The sequence below is a fragment of the Spirosoma horti genome, assembly GCF_054776595.1.
The window spans coordinates 393,559-413,494 of the sequence record NZ_BAAHBQ010000004.1; the positions used below are offsets into that span (position 1 = coordinate 393,559).

21 protein-coding genes are annotated in these 19,936 nt (G+C 49.2%); 7 read left to right on the forward strand and 14 right to left on the reverse strand.

Annotated elements, in window-relative coordinates; translation table 11 throughout:
- The first annotated feature begins 98 nt into the window (after positions 1–98).
- Together ACYVAM_RS13170 and lpcA are read left to right on the forward strand one after the other, a co-directional pair.
- Positions 99–1,892: a hypothetical protein gene (locus ACYVAM_RS13170; RefSeq protein ID WP_461067666.1), complete on the forward strand. Its 1,794-nt coding sequence runs from the start codon at positions 99–101 to the stop codon at positions 1,890–1,892.
- An 80-nt stretch (positions 1,893–1,972) separates the two neighbouring features.
- Positions 1,973–2,545, forward strand: coding sequence for a D-sedoheptulose 7-phosphate isomerase (gene lpcA, locus ACYVAM_RS13175; RefSeq protein ID WP_461067668.1), 573 nt, complete (start codon positions 1,973–1,975; stop codon positions 2,543–2,545).
- A 36-nt stretch (positions 2,546–2,581) separates the two neighbouring features.
- Here lpcA and ACYVAM_RS13180 read toward each other — a convergent pair whose 3' ends face one another.
- From ACYVAM_RS13180 to ACYVAM_RS13195, 4 genes are all read right to left on the reverse strand, one after another.
- A complete protein-coding gene (locus ACYVAM_RS13180; RefSeq protein WP_461067670.1) occupies positions 2,582–4,936 on the reverse strand; it encodes a carbohydrate binding family 9 domain-containing protein in 2,355 nt (784 codons plus the stop codon).
- A gap of 121 nt (positions 4,937–5,057) precedes the next feature.
- Complete coding sequence (locus ACYVAM_RS13185) at positions 5,058–5,903, reverse strand: TPM domain-containing protein (protein WP_461067672.1); 846 nt, start codon at positions 5,901–5,903, stop codon at positions 5,058–5,060.
- 7 nt (positions 5,904–5,910) lie between these two features.
- Positions 5,911–6,342 (reverse strand): TPM domain-containing protein, encoded by a 432-nt coding sequence (locus ACYVAM_RS13190; RefSeq protein ID WP_461067674.1) that lies wholly within the window; start codon positions 6,340–6,342, stop codon positions 5,911–5,913.
- Positions 6,343–6,435: 93 nt separating this feature from the next.
- A complete protein-coding gene (locus tag ACYVAM_RS13195) occupies positions 6,436–7,017 on the reverse strand; it encodes a LemA family protein (RefSeq protein ID WP_046577725.1) in 582 nt (193 codons plus the stop codon).
- Between the two features lie 148 nt (positions 7,018–7,165).
- On the opposite strand from ACYVAM_RS13195, the gene ACYVAM_RS13200 reads away from it, so the two are divergent.
- Positions 7,166–7,954 (forward strand): SDR family oxidoreductase, encoded by a 789-nt coding sequence (locus ACYVAM_RS13200; protein WP_461067676.1) that lies wholly within the window; start codon positions 7,166–7,168, stop codon positions 7,952–7,954.
- Between the two features lie 9 nt (positions 7,955–7,963).
- Here ACYVAM_RS13200 and ACYVAM_RS13205 read toward each other — a convergent pair whose 3' ends face one another.
- The 7 genes from ACYVAM_RS13205 to galE form a co-directional block, all read right to left on the reverse strand.
- Complete coding sequence (locus ACYVAM_RS13205) at positions 7,964–8,623, reverse strand: response regulator transcription factor (protein ID WP_046577730.1); 660 nt, start codon at positions 8,621–8,623, stop codon at positions 7,964–7,966.
- Positions 8,624–8,684: 61 nt separating this feature from the next.
- Positions 8,685–9,497, reverse strand: coding sequence for a sensor histidine kinase (locus ACYVAM_RS13210; RefSeq protein ID WP_461067678.1), 813 nt, complete (start codon positions 9,495–9,497; stop codon positions 8,685–8,687).
- Positions 9,498–9,646: 149 nt separating this feature from the next.
- Positions 9,647–10,330 carry a hypothetical protein gene (locus ACYVAM_RS13215; protein ID WP_461067680.1) on the reverse strand — a complete coding sequence of 228 codons (684 nt, stop codon included), beginning with the start codon at positions 10,328–10,330 and terminating at the stop codon, positions 9,647–9,649.
- 723 nt (positions 10,331–11,053) lie between these two features.
- Positions 11,054–11,404 carry a hypothetical protein gene (locus tag ACYVAM_RS13220; protein ID WP_461067682.1) on the reverse strand — a complete coding sequence of 117 codons (351 nt, stop codon included), beginning with the start codon at positions 11,402–11,404 and terminating at the stop codon, positions 11,054–11,056.
- 455 nt (positions 11,405–11,859) lie between these two features.
- Positions 11,860–12,720: a glucose-1-phosphate thymidylyltransferase RfbA gene (gene rfbA, locus ACYVAM_RS13225; protein ID WP_461067684.1), complete on the reverse strand. Its 861-nt coding sequence runs from the start codon at positions 12,718–12,720 to the stop codon at positions 11,860–11,862.
- A 60-nt stretch (positions 12,721–12,780) separates the two neighbouring features.
- Positions 12,781–13,842 carry a dTDP-glucose 4,6-dehydratase gene (gene rfbB / locus ACYVAM_RS13230; protein WP_046577743.1) on the reverse strand — a complete coding sequence of 354 codons (1,062 nt, stop codon included), beginning with the start codon at positions 13,840–13,842 and terminating at the stop codon, positions 12,781–12,783.
- A 65-nt stretch (positions 13,843–13,907) separates the two neighbouring features.
- On the reverse strand, positions 13,908–14,948 hold the full coding sequence (gene galE / locus ACYVAM_RS13235; protein WP_461067686.1) for a UDP-glucose 4-epimerase GalE: 1,041 nt from the start codon (positions 14,946–14,948) through the stop codon (positions 13,908–13,910).
- Between the two features lie 129 nt (positions 14,949–15,077).
- Here galE and ACYVAM_RS13240 point away from each other — a divergent pair, with 129 nt between their 5' ends.
- Positions 15,078–15,953 (forward strand): transglutaminase-like domain-containing protein, encoded by an 876-nt coding sequence (locus ACYVAM_RS13240; RefSeq protein WP_461067688.1) that lies wholly within the window; start codon positions 15,078–15,080, stop codon positions 15,951–15,953.
- A 68-nt stretch (positions 15,954–16,021) separates the two neighbouring features.
- Here ACYVAM_RS13240 and ACYVAM_RS13245 read toward each other — a convergent pair whose 3' ends face one another.
- Complete coding sequence (locus tag ACYVAM_RS13245) at positions 16,022–16,651, reverse strand: 4'-phosphopantetheinyl transferase family protein (protein ID WP_461067690.1); 630 nt, start codon at positions 16,649–16,651, stop codon at positions 16,022–16,024.
- Positions 16,652–16,722: 71 nt separating this feature from the next.
- Here ACYVAM_RS13245 and ACYVAM_RS13250 point away from each other — a divergent pair, with 71 nt between their 5' ends.
- From ACYVAM_RS13250 to folB, 3 genes are all read left to right on the forward strand, one after another.
- Positions 16,723–17,622, forward strand: a complete 900-nt coding sequence (locus ACYVAM_RS13250; RefSeq protein WP_461068319.1) for a WD40 repeat domain-containing protein — start codon at positions 16,723–16,725, stop codon at positions 17,620–17,622.
- A 121-nt stretch (positions 17,623–17,743) separates the two neighbouring features.
- On the forward strand, positions 17,744–18,661 hold the full coding sequence (locus ACYVAM_RS13255; RefSeq protein WP_461067692.1) for a DivIVA domain-containing protein: 918 nt from the start codon (positions 17,744–17,746) through the stop codon (positions 18,659–18,661).
- Between the two features lie 171 nt (positions 18,662–18,832).
- A complete protein-coding gene (folB, locus tag ACYVAM_RS13260) occupies positions 18,833–19,183 on the forward strand; it encodes a dihydroneopterin aldolase (RefSeq protein WP_461067694.1) in 351 nt (116 codons plus the stop codon).
- Positions 19,184–19,224: 41 nt separating this feature from the next.
- On the opposite strand, the gene ytxJ is transcribed toward folB, so the two are convergent.
- Complete coding sequence (ytxJ, locus tag ACYVAM_RS13265; RefSeq protein ID WP_461067696.1) at positions 19,225–19,554, reverse strand: bacillithiol system redox-active protein YtxJ; 330 nt, start codon at positions 19,552–19,554, stop codon at positions 19,225–19,227.
- A 54-nt stretch (positions 19,555–19,608) separates the two neighbouring features.
- Positions 19,609–19,917, reverse strand: a complete 309-nt coding sequence (locus ACYVAM_RS13270; RefSeq protein WP_461067698.1) for a phosphoribosylpyrophosphate synthetase — start codon at positions 19,915–19,917, stop codon at positions 19,609–19,611.
- Positions 19,918–19,936: the final 19 nt, after the last annotated feature.

Below are 19,936 nucleotides of genomic sequence, written 5' to 3' on the forward strand. Positions count from 1 at the left end.
GTTGGCGTATATCCAAACCAAATACCTAATTTAACCGGCCTTTAGCCTGTATCGATCCACAACAATCAGCCTAATAACACCGCCAGTCAGTTAGTTACATGCGCATTAACGTTTATCTTTTCTGTTCGCTTTTTCTTTCGTTTTCGGTTCGGGCGCAAAGCCCATTTGTGCCGCTCAACGCCGATTATTACCATATAATAGATCGGCTCGAAATTCGCCAAAACAAGTGGGCAGAAGGCTTTCATAGCTCCGTAAAGCCCTACAATCGGCAGAGCATCATTCAACTTACCGATAGCGTAGCGGCTCACCCTAATCGGGATTTTTCAGATACAGACTACTTTAACTTCGATTACCTGCGCAATGACAGCTGGGAATGGGTGGCGCCGTACGATTCGCTGAAGCCCGATCCGTTTACGCGTCATCTAAAACCGCAGGAAGCACCTGGCGATAGCAAACAGCCGTTTCTGAAGCATTTTTACCATAAGAAAGCGGACTTCTATAGTTTACAAACGCCCGATGTTGATCTGCACGTTAACCCTGTTCTCTATTTTGGCTTTGGTGCCGAAAATGTCTCCGGTTCAACCACGACGTTGAGTACCGGCAGTCAGGCCCAATTTGTCAATACCAGAGGGATTGAGATACGGGGAACCATTGGTCGTAAACTTGGCTTTTACACGTTCTTCGCCGATAATCAGGCCATTTACCCTGAATATATCCGGCAATATGGCCTGACATATGGCCAGGATAAAAATGTATCCGCGATAGCCCAACCCACGGCTCCGGGCGAAGGCTTTGTAAAGCCCTATCGAACGACAGGTGCGGACTTTTTGACGGCTCGTGGCTACATCACGTTCAATACTCTTAAAGTCATCAATGTGCAGTTTGGCCACGACCGGAATTTCTTTGGGAATGGCTTTCGATCATTGTTTTTGTCCGACAATAGTCCTGCTTATTTATTCCTGAAGCTATCCACAAAGCTGGGTCGCCGGATTCAATATACGAACCTCTTCACTTCCTTACAAAATACCCAGGCTCCCAGGCCTCAGGACGACAAGCTGATTCCGCCCAAATTTGCGGCCATGCACCACCTGAGCATCAATCTGAACGACCACATGAACCTGGGCGTGTTTGAGGCTGAGGTATTTAGCCGGGATCGGCTGGATCTAAGCTACCTGAACCCAATCATTTTATACCGCTACGTTGAATCCAGCCTGGGCAGTAGCGACAACGCCTTCATCGGTATTGACTTCAAAGCTAATTTTCTGTCTCATTTTCTGGTTTATACCCAATTCATGCTGGACGAATTCCGGTTAAAACCACTGCTGGCGGGCAAAGGCGACTGGACCAATAAGTTTGCGCTTCAGGTAGGAGCGAAATACATCGACGCGTTTTCGGTACCAAATCTCGATCTGCAAACGGAGTTCAACCTGGCTCGCCCGTATACGTACTCGCACGAAGCATCGCCAACGGTCACCTCCGGCCAAACCAATTATGCTCACTATAGCCAGCCGCTGGCCCATCCGCTGGGCGGCAATTTTATGGAGGGGTTGGGAATTGTGCGGTACCAGCGCAAACGCCTGTCGGCCAATGGTATTTTTGGCGTAATGATGTACGGAACCGATCCGGACCCGACTATTAACTACGGAGGAAACATTCTGAAGGATTATACATTTCGCTTTCGCGATGAAGGAAATTATATTGGCCAGGGCCGCAAAACAGTTGTTACCTACGCCGATGTTCGGGCTTCTTACATGATCCGGCACAACATATTTCTGGAAGGGCGCTACCTGTATCGCTACCAGGATAGCCAGTATAAACCTGATAGTTATACGGATCAGGTGGCCAGTTTTGCCATACGCTGGAATCTTCCGTACCGAAATTGGGTCTTTTGATCATAAAGTCGTAAGCTGGCAGTATGTTTACGTCGCTCGGCCTCACGGGTTTACGACTTCACTACTTACTTCTTTATCCCATGCTCGATATTATTCGCCAGGAACTGACCGAAGCCCAGTCAGTTCTGGATACATTTCTTAGTAACCCCGATCAACTTTCGGCTATTGAACAGGCGGCCGTGCTAATGGCCAACGCGCTTAAAAATGGTCATAAAATTATATCCTGCGGCAACGGCGGCTCTCATTGCGATGCCATGCACTTTGCCGAAGAGCTATCGGGGCGGTATCGTGATAATCGCCGGGCGCTGGCGGCTATCGCCATCTCCGATGTCAGTCATATTTCCTGCGTAAGTAATGACTATGGCTATGAGTTTGTGTTTTCCCGCTTCATAGAAGGCCTCGGCAATGAGGGTGACGTACTATTAGGCTTGAGCACAAGCGGCAATTCGGGCAACATAATCCGGGCCGTCGACGCAGCTCGCCAAAAAGGCATGAAGGTCATTCTGCTGACCGGCAAAGATGGCGGCAAACTCGCGGGCCAGGCCGACGTTGAGATTCGGGTACCCCACTTCGGCTATGCCGACCGAATCCAGGAGATTCACATCAAAGTGATTCACCTGTTTATTCTGCTGATTGAGAAACAGGTCATCTAAACCGGGATTAATTAGAACAATCCACTAAATTCCGGTTCAGAACTGCTTCAAATATGACAGTTTGCCGATGATATGCTGCTCCTGCTGCCGGTCTGTTGTTCGGACAGAACCGGCGTAGGTGCCGTAGTTATAGACGACATACAAAAAGGAAAGCGGCTGAAACTCCCAGGCGAGCCGAATATTTAAGGCATTCTTGTCATTATACGTATTCCGTTGAATAAAGCTGATTAGCTGCAAACGCGGATTAACGGCCATCCGGCTCTCCACGCTGTATAACGATATGGTGCCCGTGTAGCCGCCTACATTCTTAAACTCGTTGACTTCGGCATTGAACGTAAAAGCCGCATGTGGAATAGGCGCCAGAATGAGCGACGTCCGAGCGTAGTTCAGCTTTCCGTCATAATAGCCTCCCGTTTCCCCATTGAGTTGAAACGATACTTTCTTCGAGGGGTCCGTGCCGAACATGACACTATAACGGACATACCGGTATTTAGCAGAGACAATAGCTAGATCCAGCGGACGATAGTCTCCATCATCCAAACGCTGATAAGTTGGATTCACAAACAGACCTAGATTTCCGCCGTTCTGGAATGTCAGCCAGATGGGGTTGAAATTGTATTGCGCTTCCTGCAAATAACCCGTCGACGCTTTGTGGTAGAGCTCAAGGAAAGCGCCCGGCTCAAAATTACGTACCCATTTAGGCAACCATTTCGCGCGATTAACCAGGTATAGCCCCGGTGTCGTAGCGATCACATCACCCCGCGACACGAAGCCCATTTCCGGGTTGAAGCCTTTTGTTACAAGTGATTGCGTCCACCATCCCACCACCTGATTGGTCCGGTAAATAAGCTGGCTGTAGGCCGATATACCCTGGTCAGTACCGCCCGAACTAGCCGAACCAATCAACATGGCGTTATACGTCCATTTTTGACTCAGACGAAAGAATCCATCGAGGGCAAACGTCCCATTCTGACGACCTCCGCTACTATCCGTACTATGCACGTTTTTCAACGTGAACAAGGCACCAATCCGGTTTTGGCGACCCACATTTTCGACATACCGGCCAACGACAAAGTCAGTTGCCGGGCTACCCGGAATGCCCCGTTGCCGGATAACCATCCCGCCATAATTGCGGTTGATCGAACGATACACCAGCCGCGCTCCGGCGTCGATGGGCACGGGAGCGCTGGTACCGTCGGGGAGCGTTGCCAGGCCAATGGTGCGACTGAAGAATGGTTTGATAATCATACTTCCTCCTTCGCCGGTGTTATTGTTACCCGGTAAACCCGCGCCAAACAGGCTGGCGTTTTCCAGGAAAAACGCCCGACGCTCAGGAAACAACACCGAAAAACGAGTCAGGTTGTTTACTTGGCGGTCTACGTCTGCCTGGGCAAAATCCGTGTTGAGGGTAAGGTCGAGTACGGTGTTGGGGTTAATGGCCCATTTAAGATCACCCCCGAGCTTGAGTTTAGCACTCTGCCCGTGGCCAACCTCTGTTCCATCGGCCCGATCATCACTGATCAACACATACGGCTGAATGCGAATATTGGGCGAAGGCGGGGGCGGCTTCAGGCCCGTAATTAACCCGGCATACTCCATCCGGCTCGATGTGAAAGCTCTGGGAAAAGGCGACCAGGATGACAGCTCGTTCGAATACCGTCGGTTACGAAAGAAGTTGATACCCCACGTCTGTATCGAGTCTGCCGAGCGGGCATACCGCAGCGTTTGCCAGGGAATCTGCATTTCGGCAACCCAGCCCGAATCCGTACGGCTGGTCCGTACTTTCCAGAAACCGTCCCAATCTTCGTCGTACAGCAGATCGTCAAAGGAAAGCAGATCCCGCTGAGTGCCGTGTGGATTGGCCACAAAGGTCATGGCATTGCGCCGGTCGTTAAACCCATCAATGGACACACCGAATAAATCGTGTGACCGACTATTGAAATCACGCTTAAAGTTGCGAACCCGCAGGGCTTTCCGCCCGAGCGTATCGTGATTAACAGCCGCTATGTATAAGAATTGACGGTTAAACAGCACTCGTACATCGGTACCAAATGTAGCCGGACGGCCCTGCTGCGGGTCGACCTGCACAAACCGCCGGATGAGCGTACTCCGCTTCCAGTCGGCTTCATCTAGCCGGCCATCGATCTTCAGCTTATCCTTTATTTCAACGGCCCGAATGGTTCTCCGCTTGGCAGAAGGAGCAAAAATAACCGACTGATCAGTGGCTAGTGTCTCATCGACTACATCCTGATCAGGCAAACCAGCTCGTATCGAATCTGGCTGAACAACATCCGACTGAGCTGTGTTTGGCGCAACCGGATTTGTTTGAGCGACAATGTAAGACGGAAAAAGTAGAATGAGTAGAGCGTATCGCCCAATGCCGGAAAACATACAGTGAAAATGACTTAACCGGCAAAAATAGGCTCATTCATCCGATTCTGGGCCTATTTTTCGTTGAACGGCTCGTTAAGCGCATTTATTGGCGGCCCATACTATACGGGCTGTAGTCTGGTTAGTAATCGCCACCCGCGCCACCACCCCCGAAACTACCACCGCCAAAGCCACCGAAGCCGCCCCCGCTGCTTCCGCCCCCACCCCAGCTACTGCCGCCCCCGGAGCCGCCCCAGCCCGAATAGGTTGTTGGAAAAAAGATAGGCCCTCCCCAGCCGCCACCACGACTGTTGTTGTTGCCACCGCCCCGGTTCCGCCGGATGATTATAAAGACAATAATGATACCGATGAGTATGATAAAAATAAAGCCTCCTCCTCCACCATCGCTATTGGTATCAGGATCAGCTTTGTATTCGCCACTGGCACGCCGGATAATTTCTGTGGTAGCCTCGTCCAGCCCCTGGTAGTACTGTTGCTGTTTGAAGGCGGGCGCAAGGGTATTGGTAATAATGCGTTTGGCAATGGCATCAGGAATAGCGCCTTCCAGACCATAGCCCGGTGCAATAAAGATTTTGCGGGTTTGCGTGGCCCAGGCCAGTACGAGTCCGTTGTTTTTACCGGATTGCCCCACGCCCCACTTGCGGCCCACCTGAAAGGCGAAGTCGCCAATGGGGTAAGGCTCTGTCGTTTTTACAATGACAATCGTGATCTGCGTAGATGTAGAGTCGTTGTAGGTACGAAGCTTCTGTTCCAGCTGCGCCTTCTCGGTGCTACTTAGAATACCCACAAAGTCATTGACCAGACGGGGCGGATTTGGCTTGTCTGGAATGGCCGTATTGGTGGAAGTTCCGGTATCCGTTGCCGTATCCTGCGCTTGTAGCGTGGGAGCTACAACAACAAGGAGAACGAAGAGAAACCCGAGCCGTAGCAGTCGGGTAGTGTTCGCAAAAAAGGTGAGTACGTTCACAGCAGTGTCAGTCAAACGAAATATCGTCGGCGAGTTCGTTGGTGTCGTCGCTGGCGTAAGGAAAGTACTGTTTTAACTGTTGCCCGGCACGTTGAATACCCAGGCTTAGTCCTTCGGCATAATTTCCAGCAGCAAAATGGCTGCGAAGCAGGCCTTTGGTGCTTTCCCAAAAGTCGCCGGGTACTTTAGCATCGATGCCTTTGTCGCCCAGTACAGCGAACTTCCGGTCAGTATACGCAAGGTAAAACAATACCCCATTCTGTTCCTTGGTTTGATGCATGCCTAAGTGTGCAAAGACCTCAATGGCCCGTTGGACAGGGTCCGCATTAGCGCAGTGCGGTTCGACATGCACCCGAATTTCGCCCGATGTAGCCTTCTCGGCCTGCCGGATGGCTTCCACAATGCGCTTTTGTTCGTCGGGCGTGAAAGGGTTGTTCATAGAATGGGCGTTATAAAGAAAGAAGTTGTCTAGCTACAGACTTCACTGCATCGACAGCGCGCTACAACTAGACAACCGGTAAGACTCTACAACTTAAAACTGTACCGTTGGGGCGCTCTGGGCCGCCTGTGACGCTTCGAAGAAGCCTTTCACGGGGAAGCCAAAGATACCGGCAAAAATGTTGTTCGGGAACGACCGCACCGATTGGTTATAGGTTTTCACAGCACCATTAAAATCATTCCGCGAAACGGCGATCCGGTTTTCAGTTCCTTCCAGCTGAGCCTGCAACTCCGAGAAGTTCTGATTCGCTTTCAGGTTCGGGTAGCTTTCGGCCACCGCCAGCAAGCGCGACAGCGAGCCACTTAACTGATCCTGAGCGGCCTGAAATTTCTGGACGTTTTCGGGTGTCAGTTGGTCTGCCGTAAATTTCACCTGTGTTGCGCTGGCACGGGCCTGAATAACGGCCGTCAGGGTACTCTTCTCAAAATTAGCGGCCCCCTGTACCGTCCGTACCAGGTTGGGAATCAGATCGGCCCGACGCTGGTATTGGGTCTGAACCTGCGCCCACTTTTCCTGAACGTTCGTATCTGTCTGAACCAACCCGTTATAAGAACTACAGCCGTACATACCCAAAGCGAGGGCAATAACCACTACGATAATTAATGTCTTTGACATGGCCTGTTTAAATGCAAATGGTTGATGTTAGAAGCAAAGTTGCCCAAAACTAATACTTTGTAAACGTAAAACTACGCCAGAGGTTTTTTTAGCTATTTTGGCCGTTGTTTGTCTTGATGATCGGTATGAACCAAAGCGCTCTTCTGTTATGAATCTAACGTTAACTGGAAAAACTGCCCTCGTTTGCGGCAGCACACAGGGAATTGGTCGCGCTGCGGCCGTCGAATTGGCACTCCTCGGCGCTACGATCGTATTGATGGCTCGAAATGAGGAAACGCTCAACGCAACGCTGGCCGATCTGGACACGGCTCAAGGGCAAATCCACCGTTATCTGGTAGCCGATTTTAGCCAGCCAGGGGCGGTCCTATCTGCTGTCGATCAGCATCTGGCCCAATTCCCGGAGGTACACATTTTAATTAATAACACGGGCGGTCCTGCGGGTGGGCCATTGATCGATGCAAAAGCCGATGAGTTTGTGCAGACATTCCATAATCATTTGCTAACGAATCAGGCGTTGGTACAGGCCGTTTTTCCGGCGATGAAGAAAGCGGGGTTTGGCCGAATTGTCAACGTTATTTCCACCTCCGTCAAACAGCCCATTGTGGGCTTAGGCGTCTCGAACACCATTCGCGGAGCCGTTGCCCAATGGGCGAAAACGCTTTCACTGGAGATCGCCCGCTTTGGCATTACGGTGAACAATGTACTGCCGGGCTATACACAAACGGCTCGTTTAGCATCTGTTTTGTCTATGCGAGCGAAGGCGTCCGGTAAATCGGAAGACGAAACAGCCCAACAGATGGAAGCCGAAATCCCAACCGGGCGATTCGTTACGCCGGAAGAAGTAGGAGCAGCCATCGCGTTTTTATGCACACCCGCAGCAGCCTCCATCAATGGAATTAACCTTCCGGTAGATGGCGGCAAGACGGGGAGCCTTTAACGCGGCTTTCTAAACCAGGCTATTTTTAAATGCGTAGGCAACCATGCCCGCCGTATTTTTAGTGCCGGTTTTTTCGAGAATACGTAAGCGGTGTCCTTCGACAGTGCGCGGGCTCAGGAATATTTTCTCGCTAATTTCCAACGTGGAAAGGCCTTCGCAGATGAGCATCAGGACTTCTTTTTCGCGCTCGGAAAGAAGGATTTTACTGTTATAGAACGAATTGATTGGCTTGGCTACCGTTGTTTTGTTGGTCATCTTACGCAGCATGGCCTTCGAAACGAATTCGTTCAGGTAAACGCCTTCGTCCATTACCTTCCGAACGGCTTTTTCGACCTCTCCGGCTTCGGCATCTTTCAGCAGGTAGCCGCTCACGCCCTTTTCGAGCAGGTGAAGCACCATCCGGTCTTCGTCGTGCATGGTTAACACGACGATTTTGATGAGGGGGAAATTATCCCGCAGATAGTCGGCCGTAGCGGTGCCATCCATCACCGGCATCTGTAAGTCGAGCAGGACGACATCCGGCAATTTGCGGGCAATTTTATCGATCAGCTCCTGCCCATTGGCCGCTTCCATTACCAGTTCAAAATCATGAATCTGCCCGAGTATAGTCGACATGCCAACCCGGAACAAGGTATGATCGTCGCAGAGAGCCAATTTAATTTTTCGCATAACAGAAGAGGAGTTAGGAGTAGGGATTGTGGGGGTAAAGAAAGCGGCTTTGGAAAACAAATTAACTCAATAAATCAACAGGTTGCGCATCGTGCAAACGCACCTGTACATGAATCTGCGACCCACGGCCCGGCGCAACATCGAATGTGACGTGGCCGTTGACCACACTCAATCGGCTTTCGATATTTCGCAGGCCCAGACCGCCCTGTTTATTTTCCGTTACGGCGTCAAAATCGAAGCCAACGCCATCGTCAATCACCGACAGGCGCACCTCATTGTTGACGCTGAATAATTGAATAATAATGTGCCGGGCGCGGGCGTGCCGAATGGCATTGTTGACTAACTCCTGCGCAATGCGGTAAAGCATCAGATCCAAAGCAGGCGGAAATGGCATTTCGGGCTCGGTGTAGGCTAGCTGGATTTCGACTTCGTTATCGGTAGCGCGGTCGGCCAATTCTTCCAGGGCGGCCAGCAAGCCAAACCGTTCGAGCGTGGTTGGGACCAGGTTTCGGCTGATTCGCCGAACATTGGTCATGGTTTCATCGATCATCGAGCGGGTTTTCTGAAACTGAAAGCTCAGTTGCACATCGCCCCCCACTTGCCGCTCCAGCTGATTGAGGCTCATTTTCGTCACCGATAACATGGTACCAATGCCATCGTGCATGTCTTCGGCCAGCCGTTTTCGTTCTTCCTCCTGCCCCCGAAACGTGGCAGCCATCAGGTCGCGCCGGTGCTGCGCCTGCATTTCCTTGTAGGCCAGTTGCTGTTTTGCCTGTTTTTGTTGGTAATAGGCGACGAAGATGATAATGAACACAGCCATTATCAGCAACACCGCCGTACCGACGGCAATCACAAAACCGGAGTCAATCGACATTATCGTTAGCTATAAAGAAGCTGTATCAGTAAAGTTCAAAAATATATAATTGAATGTCAATGTGGAAGGAAAACAATTGAGTGAATGGTAGAATGGTAAAGCCGGAGAAACTTCGTCTCCGGCTTTGCAAAAAGAGTCAAATTTGAGCGTCAATTTCCACAATGTTGTGGGCAAGGAAAGCCATTTGTACCTGCATCCCCATCTTCTGTTGCACGAGCATTTGGGCTGTTATAACGAAGGTCTTTTGACTGGCTGTCGACAGCAACGAATATTAAATTACGGTTTCCATCCTTGTCGGTCACGAAATAGAAGCGAAGTCCAACACCGTTAGTCTGGCTAAGCATATCCAGCAGAAGCTGACGGCCAAAAGCAACCGCTCGAATAGCCGTTGGGTTTTCGTTCTGAAAGGAAGCCATTTGCTGTTTTAAACTTTCTTCGCTAGTAGATTTTCCTCCGCTGAACATAGCATTGGTTATGTAGCGATTGTTTAAATTCTTATCGATGCCCACCAACGCTAAGTCCAGCTTTCCTTCGCTATTTTTAACGTAGTAAGCCCGAATTCCAACCGTATGCGATTGACCTAAAATAGTTTCCAGAGTTGCCCTGCTAATAGTAACAGCATATGTGCTGTTTGGATTTGCCTTTTGATAGGCTGTAGCCTGAGCAAAGGCTTCGGAGGATGAACCCAAACGGCCGATGCTACTAGCCACCTTCAATTCATCGGCAGATAAATTATTAGTAGTGGTTGTGGGGGTAACTTGGCCTGCTTTGTCATTTTGACAGGCAAAGGTCATAGCAGCAATTATAGCCGCTGATAGGATTAATTTTTTCATATGTATAAATGGTTTAGGACGCAATACATAAAAAAGACAAAATATAAAGTATGAGATTATATGAAATTTTCTTTATCGTATTTACTGAACCAAATCCCAACAGAAGCCAAAAGGCAAAACACTATGTAAAAAATTAAGTTGGTATCCCAATATTGTTGAAATATTTCCGGTTTTGATCTAGTCGATAAAACAACGTCACCTAAAAGAAAAATGAAAAATGTGCCGGATTGGTATAATAAAAGCCCTGCGCTTATCCAAAACAACGAATAATTGACAATATTCCTAACATGTAATTTAGTCAACAGTTGATAATAAAAACTCATAATTATCGAGATACCATAAATACGAGTAATTGTAAAGCTCCAAGAAGAGAACTCATTAATTTTAAATAATAATACACTTATAACTAAGGCAATTAGTCCTCCGTATAATACCTGTTTTTTAAAGGAATCAGAATTGATATTTGAAATTTTATAAAATAACAAGTACAAAAAAAGTATTTCAACTACAGAAAATATATTATAAATAAATAAATTACTTTTTTTATAAAAAGCAAAAACATTAGAGGTAAAATCTCTGACAAAAATGAGCGCAAAATATATCGTCAAGTATTTTACCTCTTTATTAGCCAATCTCCAAAATACAATTCCTAATAGAAGCGGAATTAGCGAAATTGACTCCGCAACAAAACTTAGCGGATGCTTTTGAAATAGATAGATTAATCTATCCATTATTTGAGCAATACTGTGGACAAGGCATTCCATCTCCTACAGATCTGCCGCCACCATCTGCCGCCATATCTTTCATGCCCGATTTATCCGCGTAAATAGGCATATCCTTCCCGTTGGCATCGACACCAGTCAACAGCACACGGGGAACGAGCTGGCCTTTGCCCGGCTCGGCAGGCTTGCCATCGGCATCTTCCCAGCGCTTGGCATGATGAATGCGCAAACCGATACAGCCAGGCTGATCGAGGAGATGTTGAACCTGGTTGATACCAAAATACTCCGAACGAATATATTCGTCTTTAGATAGACCTACTTCTAGCTTGCGCTCCTGATAGGCGCCTGTCATGGCTTTTGTCTCCTGAGGGTCGAGGATGCGCCCTGCATTTTTAGTAAAAACGTCCATATAAAAAGAGATTCGAAATAGAACAGGTTGATGTCTGGATGGATAAAATCGGAAAGCGAGTCTAAATTACGGTAGCGATGTTTACGCACAAGCTGTAAACCGAAATCAAAAAACGGTAAATTTCATTGAATGTCAGCTAGTTAAACCATATAAAATAGTTGTCAATGCGTAGTTCTACGTACTAAAGTGCGGACTTCTGCCTGTTTCATGGCTCAGTCTGAAAACCGGTGTTTCTGCGCTCAGTAACCGGCGGATCCTGCACTACTTTTGTATCGTAGCTAAGGCCCCACACCGCCATTGGCCAGGACATTTCTCATAGGTTAGGTTTACGAAAAAACGCCGGAGCAGTTTGCTCCGGCGTTTTTTGTATCCGCTTTTTCTAACTTGACAGGAATACTCTATTTCAACAGGCTCAACAGATAGGCGCCATACCCGCTTTTAACCAGCGGCTTGGCAATTGTACTGAGCTTCTCTGCATCAATGAATTTCATACGGTAAGCGATCTCTTCGATACAGCCAATCTTCAGGCCCTGCCGCTCTTCAATGACGTGAACGAATTGACCAGCCTGTATCAATGACTCAAACGTTCCGGTATCGAGCCAGGCGGTTCCCCGGTCGAGTACACCTACTTTAAGTTTGCCCTGCTCCAGGTATACTCGGTTGATGTCCGTAATCTCGAGTTCTCCTCGTGGCGACGGCTTAATGTTCTTAGCAATGTTAACAACGTCGTTATCGTAGAAATACAAGCCCGGAACGGCGTAATTCGACTTGGGCTGCTCTGGCTTCTCCTCAATGGATAACACGTTGAAATCATCATCAAACTCTACGACACCATACCGCTCGGGATCATGCACCTGATACGCATATACGACACCGCCATCCGGATCGTTGTTGGCCTGAAGCAGTTTCGACAGACCCGAGCCATAAAATATATTGTCGCCCAGAACGAGTGCTACTTTATCGTCGCCAATAAATTCTTCCCCAATGATAAACGCCTGCGCCAAACCATCGGGACTGGGTTGAACAGCATAGGTGAACGTACAGCCAATGCGTGTGCCATCGCCAAGTAGCTTTTCGAAATGCGGCAGATCGTGGGGCGTCGAGATAATGAGAATATCGCGAATGCCCGCCAGCATCAGAATCGACAGCGGGTAATAGATCATCGGCTTGTCGTATATGGGCATTAATTGCTTGGATACGGCCAATGTAAGCGGATGAAGCCGGGTGCCGGAGCCCCCGGCGAGTATAATTCCTTTCATTTTTTAATGAGTGACTGGTGAGTGAGCGAACGAACGGCTGACCGCTTTTGCATTTACTCTTTAGCGGTTCGCGTACATTCCCTGGTAATAACTCTGGTAAGCGCCCGAGGTGACGTTATCCAGCCAGGTTTGGTTAGCCAGGAACCAGTCAACGGTTTTTTCGAGGCCTTCCGCAAATTGAAGCGATGGCTGCCAGCCGAGCTCGTTCATGATTTTATGCGCGTCGATGGCGTAGCGCAAATCGTGTCCGGCCCGGTCGGTAACGTACGTAATGAGTTGAGCCGACGTACCCTCCGGCCGACCAAGCTTGCGGTCCATGATCTGGCAAAGCAGGTTCACAATGTCAATGTTTTTCCACTCGTTGAACCCGCCAATATTATAGGTTTCGCCTTCTTTCCCTTTGTGGAAAACCGCATCGATAGCCCGGGCATGATCAACGACATACAGCCAGTCGCGCACGTTTTCGCCTTTGCCATATACGGGCAGCGGCTTGTTGCTCTGTATGTTGTGAATCATCAGCGGAATCAGCTTCTCGGGGAAATGATTCGGGCCATAGTTGTTCGAACAGTTCGACAGTACAACCGGTAATTTGTAGGTGTTGCCGTAGGCCCGCACAAAATGGTCCGAAGCCGCTTTTGAAGCCGAATAGGGCGATTGTGGATCGTAAGGTGTCTGCTCAGTGAAAAAGTCTTCGGGATTATGAAGCGAACCATACACCTCATCGGTCGACACATGGTAGAACCGTTTTCCCTCAAAACCTGATGCACTGGCAGCCCAGCTGTTCTTGGCCGCATTGAGCAGATTGACCGTACCAACCACATTGGTCATCACGAACGACATCGGATCGGTAATAGACCGGTCAACGTGCGACTCGGCCGCCAGGTGAATCACGCCATCCAGCGACAGTTCAGCGAACATATCCTCCAGAAACTTAGCATCGGTAATGTCGCCTTTAATGAACGTATAGTTCGGTGCATGCTCAATATCCGACAGGTTTGCCAGGTTACCGGCATAGGTCAGCGCATCGAGATTGTATATCTGATACTCAGGGTATTTGGTAACGAACAGCCGAACAACATGCGAGCCAATAAATCCGGCACCACCAGTAATAAGAAGTTTCATTTTTAGCGTTATCTATTTTAGAGTCAGTATCATTACGGCCTAATAAGCACAAACGCCCGAGGGTGTTATTGCTTTGCACTCAGTTTTTGCTGCCACTGCCAGGCATCGCGTAGTGACTCGGCCAGTGAGCGCCTGGCTTGCCACTCTAATACACGATTGGCTTTGCTGACATCGGCATATACCTGTTCGACGTCACCCGCCCGGCGGGGGCCAACGCTGTAGTTTACCTTGACGCCTGTGGCCTGTTCGAACGTTTTGATCACGTTCAGGACGGTTTCGCCACGGCCCGTACCAATATTGATAACGTCGTAAGACGATTCATCCTGGGCCTCAATGAGCTTCTTCAGCGCCTGCACGTGTGCATCGGCCAGATCCATTACATCGATGTAATCGCGCACGCAGGTTCCATCTGGTGTATTATAATCATCACCGTATACAGTTAAGCTGGGTCGGATACCGGCCGCAGTTTGGGTAATGAAGGGCACCAGGTTGGCGGGTACGCCCAGCGGTAATTCGCCAATTTCGGCCGACGGATGCGCCCCAATGGGATTAAAGTACCGAAGCGCCAGTGCCTTGACAGGTGTCTTCGCGTGCACAGCATCCCGAATGATGTCCTCGCCAATTGCCTTTGTATTTCCATAAGGCGACTGGGCTGGCAAGCGGGGCGTTTCTTCCGTTACGGGCAACTGCTCTGGCTGGCCATAGACCGTGCAGGACGACGAAAAGACGAAATTCTTTACGTTGTGAGCAGGCATCAGCTCCAGCAAAAGCATCAGCGAATCCAGATTATTGCGGTAATATTTCAGCGGTTGCGCCACCGATTCTCCTACTGCTTTATAAGCGGCAAAATGAATCACACCCGTTGGACTTTCCTTGCGGAAGATGTCTTCCATGGCACTGGCATCGTTGCAGTTGACCGGATAACAGGTTACGTCGTGACCAAGAATTGCCCGTAATCCGTCGAGCGCGGAGCGTTCGGAATTGGAAAAGTCGTCAACAATGACCGGCTCAAAACCAGCGTTGACCAGCGATACAACCGTGTGTGAGCCAATGAATCCGGCGCCACCGGTTACCAGAATTTTGGGAGAATTGCCTGAGAGAGTCAAACCGTTTTTTATAAAATTTTTGTTGCTATTTTAGCATAGCAACTCCTGTAACAGCACAAAAGTAGTATATTCAGGAGGTTTCGGAAACAGTTTTTATTCTGGGGTACTCTGTTAAAGCGACACAAACTAATGAACGACAACGAATTGAAAGCCCTTATCTCGCTCCTGGACGACGAAGACCGGGAGGTCGTTGAACACGTTGAGCAGCGAATTCGACAAATGGGTGGTCAAATGATCCCTTTTTTAGAATCGGAATGGGAAGGGAGCTTCAATCCCGATTTGCAAAAACGGATTGAAGAGATCATCCACGATCTTCAGTACGAATCCGTTCTTGACCGGATGCGCGACTGGAAAAATGGGGGCGCAATGGACCTGCTGGAAGGCCTATGGATCGTAGCTACTTATCAATATCCCGACCTTTCACTCGACCGATTAAAACAGGAGGTAGAACAGTTATATTATGATGTTTGGGTCGATTTCAAAGCGGATATGCACCCCGACGAACAGATCAAGGCGATGAACAGTGCCTTTTTCTCGAAACTGAAATTTGCCCCGAATACCAAGCATTTTCATTCCCCGGCCAACTCAATGATCAATCAGGTACTCGAATCGCGACGGGGTAACCCCATCACGCTTTGTGTGCTCTACATGCTCATTGCCAAACGATTGAACCTGCCTGTTTATGGCGTTAACCTGCCTAACCTGTTTGTGTTGACGTATAAAAACAGCACTGGCGTTCAGTTTTACATCAATGTGTTCAACCGGGGGCTGGTCTTTACGACAAAAGACATCGACCAGTACATTGACCAGCTAAATATCAAACGGTTAGATACGTTTTATCAACCGTGTACGAATGCCGACATCATTCGGCGGGTGCTTCGAAACCTGACACTGGCGTTTGAAAAAAACGGCGATACGGAGCGGGTCCGCGAAGTAGAACAAATCCTGAATACGGTTCGGGACGATGGCGATGGCCTTCCGCTCTCGGATTATACGCAACGGTAGGGAGTCATGATGCGTATTGATATTTTTTCATTCTCACCGGGTTTCAACCCGGTGAGAATGAAAAAATATCAATACGCTACGGCCAGCAGGCCAGGTCCGGCCTGAAAGCATTGGATAATCAATTGCTCTTTGTGGTTTGGCAAACGCACATGACCAACCAAATGGGAGGCTCCGTCGGCAAAGGGTTCGATATGAAGATGCTCCCGAAACGTGAGTTGCCGCTTCCCATAAAGTTTGTATAACGCTTCTTTGGCACACCAGTAAACCGCCAGTCGGTTGGGGTTCCCCGCAGCGTGGGCAATTTCACTTTCCGACAAAACACGCGGCACCACGCGCTTAAACTGTTCCCGAATCGGCTCAATATCAATACCGACCGGCCGCGATCGGTGTACTACCGCAGCCGCCCAGCCGCCCGTATGCGACAGCGAAATGTGCCAGGGGGAGTCGATCAGATGCGGCTTCCCGAATTCATCTTTTTGAAGCCCATGATAGGGCATTCCCTGCGACTCGGTCAATTGCTTGATTGCCACCCGGCACGCCAGCCACTCAACACGCTGGGATGGATGACTAATGCCCGCTAAATCTTCCTGTTCCGACACAGTTAGCGGCAACCCCGCCCGCAACGTCGATTCGTCTTCGGTGATAGCCTGGAGCCGGGCTACACAGTCGCTGGTAATGTCTAGTTGAAAAGTCACCACCAAAAGTCGGAAGTCGTTCGAGAAAAAGAAAGGATTAACGACCTTTGATCATCAACTTGTCATCTCAATCTGTGGTAGTAGAAAAAATAGATACGTTTGGTGGGCACCGCGACCCCGTTTATACACTCGAACGTGGCCCCCTCGCCGAGCAGTTTTTTTCGGCGGGTGGCGATGGTCAGGTCGTACAATGGCAGTTGAACCGCCCCGATCTGGGCCAGCTGATCGCCAAAGTACCGACGTCTATCTACGCCCTGGCCCTGCACCCCGCCAGTGGGCTTTTGTGGGTAGGCCAGAACCAGGAAGGTATCCATGTTATTGATCCGATCAGGAAGCAGGAAGTGGCTTCGTTAAAGTTGACAACAGCTGCGATCTTCGATATCAAGTTTCATAAAACCGATGCCTTTCTGGCGCTATCGGATGGGGTGGTAGCGGTTGTTACAACGAACCCGCTCGTGGTCCGAAAACACATCAAGGCATCGGATCAGTCGGCTCGATGCCTGGCCATAAATCCGGTTGAACGAGAGCTGGCCGTTGGCTATAGTGACCATGTTGTTCGTATTTTTGACCTGACAACGTATGAACTCAAACGGGTTATTCAGGCGCATAGCAATTCCATTTTTACACTCGCTTATTCCCCCGATTTCCAGCACCTGATTACGGCCGGGCGCGATGCACACATGAAAGTTTGGGATGTGGAGCAGGGATACGCCCTGCAACACGATATTGTTGCCCACCTGTTTGCCATTAATCACCTGTCATTCAACCCATCGGGCACGTTGCTGGCTACGGCCAGTATGGATAAGTCCATAAAAATTTGGGATGCCGATTCTTACAGGCTGTTAAAGGTTGTTGACCGGGCCAGGCACGCTGGTCATGGTACCTCGGTCAACAAGGTTCTCTGGACGGATTACAACGAATTATTACTCTCAGCCAGCGATGATCGAACGATTTCGGTATGGAAATTGAACTAAATCAGCTAGATTAAGTAGGATTATCCTCTTTTTTGGCCTGTTTTTTGTAAAATAGGTATGAAGGACGTTAATTCACCTTTACATGGTTATCGAGTAGTACACAAAAACCCTTAGCGCACCAATGAAAATTACGCCTATTGAAATCCGGCAACACACATTTGAAAAAGGGTTGCGCGGCTACAAAACAGAAGACGTTGACGCATTTCTGGTTTCGTTGTCCCAGGAATGGGAACGTTTAACTGGCGAATATAAAATGTTGAAGATGCAGCTTGAGATAGCCGAGAAAGAACTAGGCAAGCTGAAAGAGGTGGAAATGACGCTGTTTCGTACGCTTAAAACGGCCGAAGATACCAGCACTCAAATCACCGAGCAGGCCAACAAAGCAGGGGAGAAATATGTCGACGAAGCCAAACAACAGGCCAACGAGATCGTAGCTGATGCCCGCAAACGCTCGGCCCTGATGGTTCAGGATGCTGAAAACCAGGCCCGCTATTTGAAAGACAATATCCTTAACGACATTAAATCATTAGAGCACGATTTCAAAGCGCTGGAAAGCTACAAAGAGAACCTGGCGGTTCAAATTCGTACGCTGGCCAGCAACGCCGTCGATAGTGTCGACCGGTTTGAAAAGAAGTTTGCCAAGCAAAATCTGAAAGGTAAAATTGACGAGGTAACATCGCAGATTCAGGACGACCTGAAAGAGCCTGAATCTCAGGATGGGGCCACAGCAGACTCCTCAACCGAATCGAACGGACAGGTCCATGCAGCCGCTGAACTCCCTGAATTGATCGACCGCGAAACGTCTATTCCAGAGGCAATTCCTGTCGATGAATCGGTGACCGAGAAGCTTGACGACGCGCTACACTCTCCGCAAGAGGAGGCCACACAGCCAACCGCTGAAATCGCAGCCGTCAGTGACGAAATCACTTCGACATCTGTGCTAGCCGAAGTAAACACGACCGAGTCAGGACCGGCAACAGAGGACGTACCCGAGGAGGTTTCCGTCAAGAAGAGCGGCTCTTTTTTTGACCAGATTTAATGAGCCTGTTTTCTATTATTCTTCCTGCCGCAACGGCGGCCCAGTCAGAATAACAAAAACAGGCTTATAGAAGCGTTTGACCAGGTTCATAATAAAGTAACGAAGCACCCCGATTGGCTCCCATGGCTACGTTAGCCGGGAAGATCGGGGTGCTTCATCATCTGACAACCTATGGGAACAATTGCCCTGGAAGGCCTCGAGTTTTTTTCGTACCACGGCTTTTATGACGAGGAACAAAAAATTGGCAATAAATACGCAGTGGATATTATCGTAACAGCCGACTTCACGGAAGCGGCCCGGCGCGACCGCCTAAGCGCTACGGTCAATTACGAAGATTTGTATCGGATTACGGCGGCTGTTATGAAGCAACCCGCCCGATTGCTGGAGCACATTGCTCACCAGATTATTCAGGAAATTCGGACAACCTACAGCGATTTGGAAGCAGTTGAAGTTAGTGTATCCAAGTTCAACCCGCCCATTGGGGGCGTTTGCCATCGGGCCAGAATAACATTGAAAGAATAACCGTAAAGTGGACCGCCCGGGCGGTCCACTTTACGGTTGTATTAAACCGCCTGCTGTAGACCCGCAAACGAAATTCCCATGTGCGAGGCATCATAAACACATTCGCCATTCCGAATCAACAACACCTGGGGCGATTCGTGCTCAACGCCAAATTCATTCTCAATCTTAGCCGAAATAGGCCGATTGGCCAACAAGTCGAGGTAGTAAGGTTTTACCCCAAGCTGGTCGTTCCAATTACGCTCCATCCGACTGAGCGCCATGGCACTGATAGAACAAGTCGTGCTGTGTTTGAAAATCAACACAGGCTGCTTCGCCGACTCCTCTTTAATCGTGTCAAGCTGAGTGTCACTTGTCAGTTTATTCCAGTTCATTGTATCAACATACTTTCTATTGACAGTAAATCCATTTCGGTTAGTAAAAGTTCGTCAACTTTCGGGGGTGTATTGCAGTTTCTTAGCCATCTCAGGTGAGATCGACTCGGAGTAGGCTCCATAGGCATCAACGAGTATACCTTTGTTACCATTCTTTGCTTCAATGGCATACAAAACGGATTCATCACCAGGGTCGGTCATTCCTTCAAAACGGTACACATCAACGACATCGAAGTCGGCGGGCCGTAATTGAATGTCGTCAGGCTGGCAGTGCAGGTGATCTGACTTAAGGTTATAATCCTGCGTAAATCCTTGCTGGCGTAAACCGTCAAGGGCTTCGGTGAGTGTTTCGTAGGACTGCATGATGATCTTTGGTTTAAAA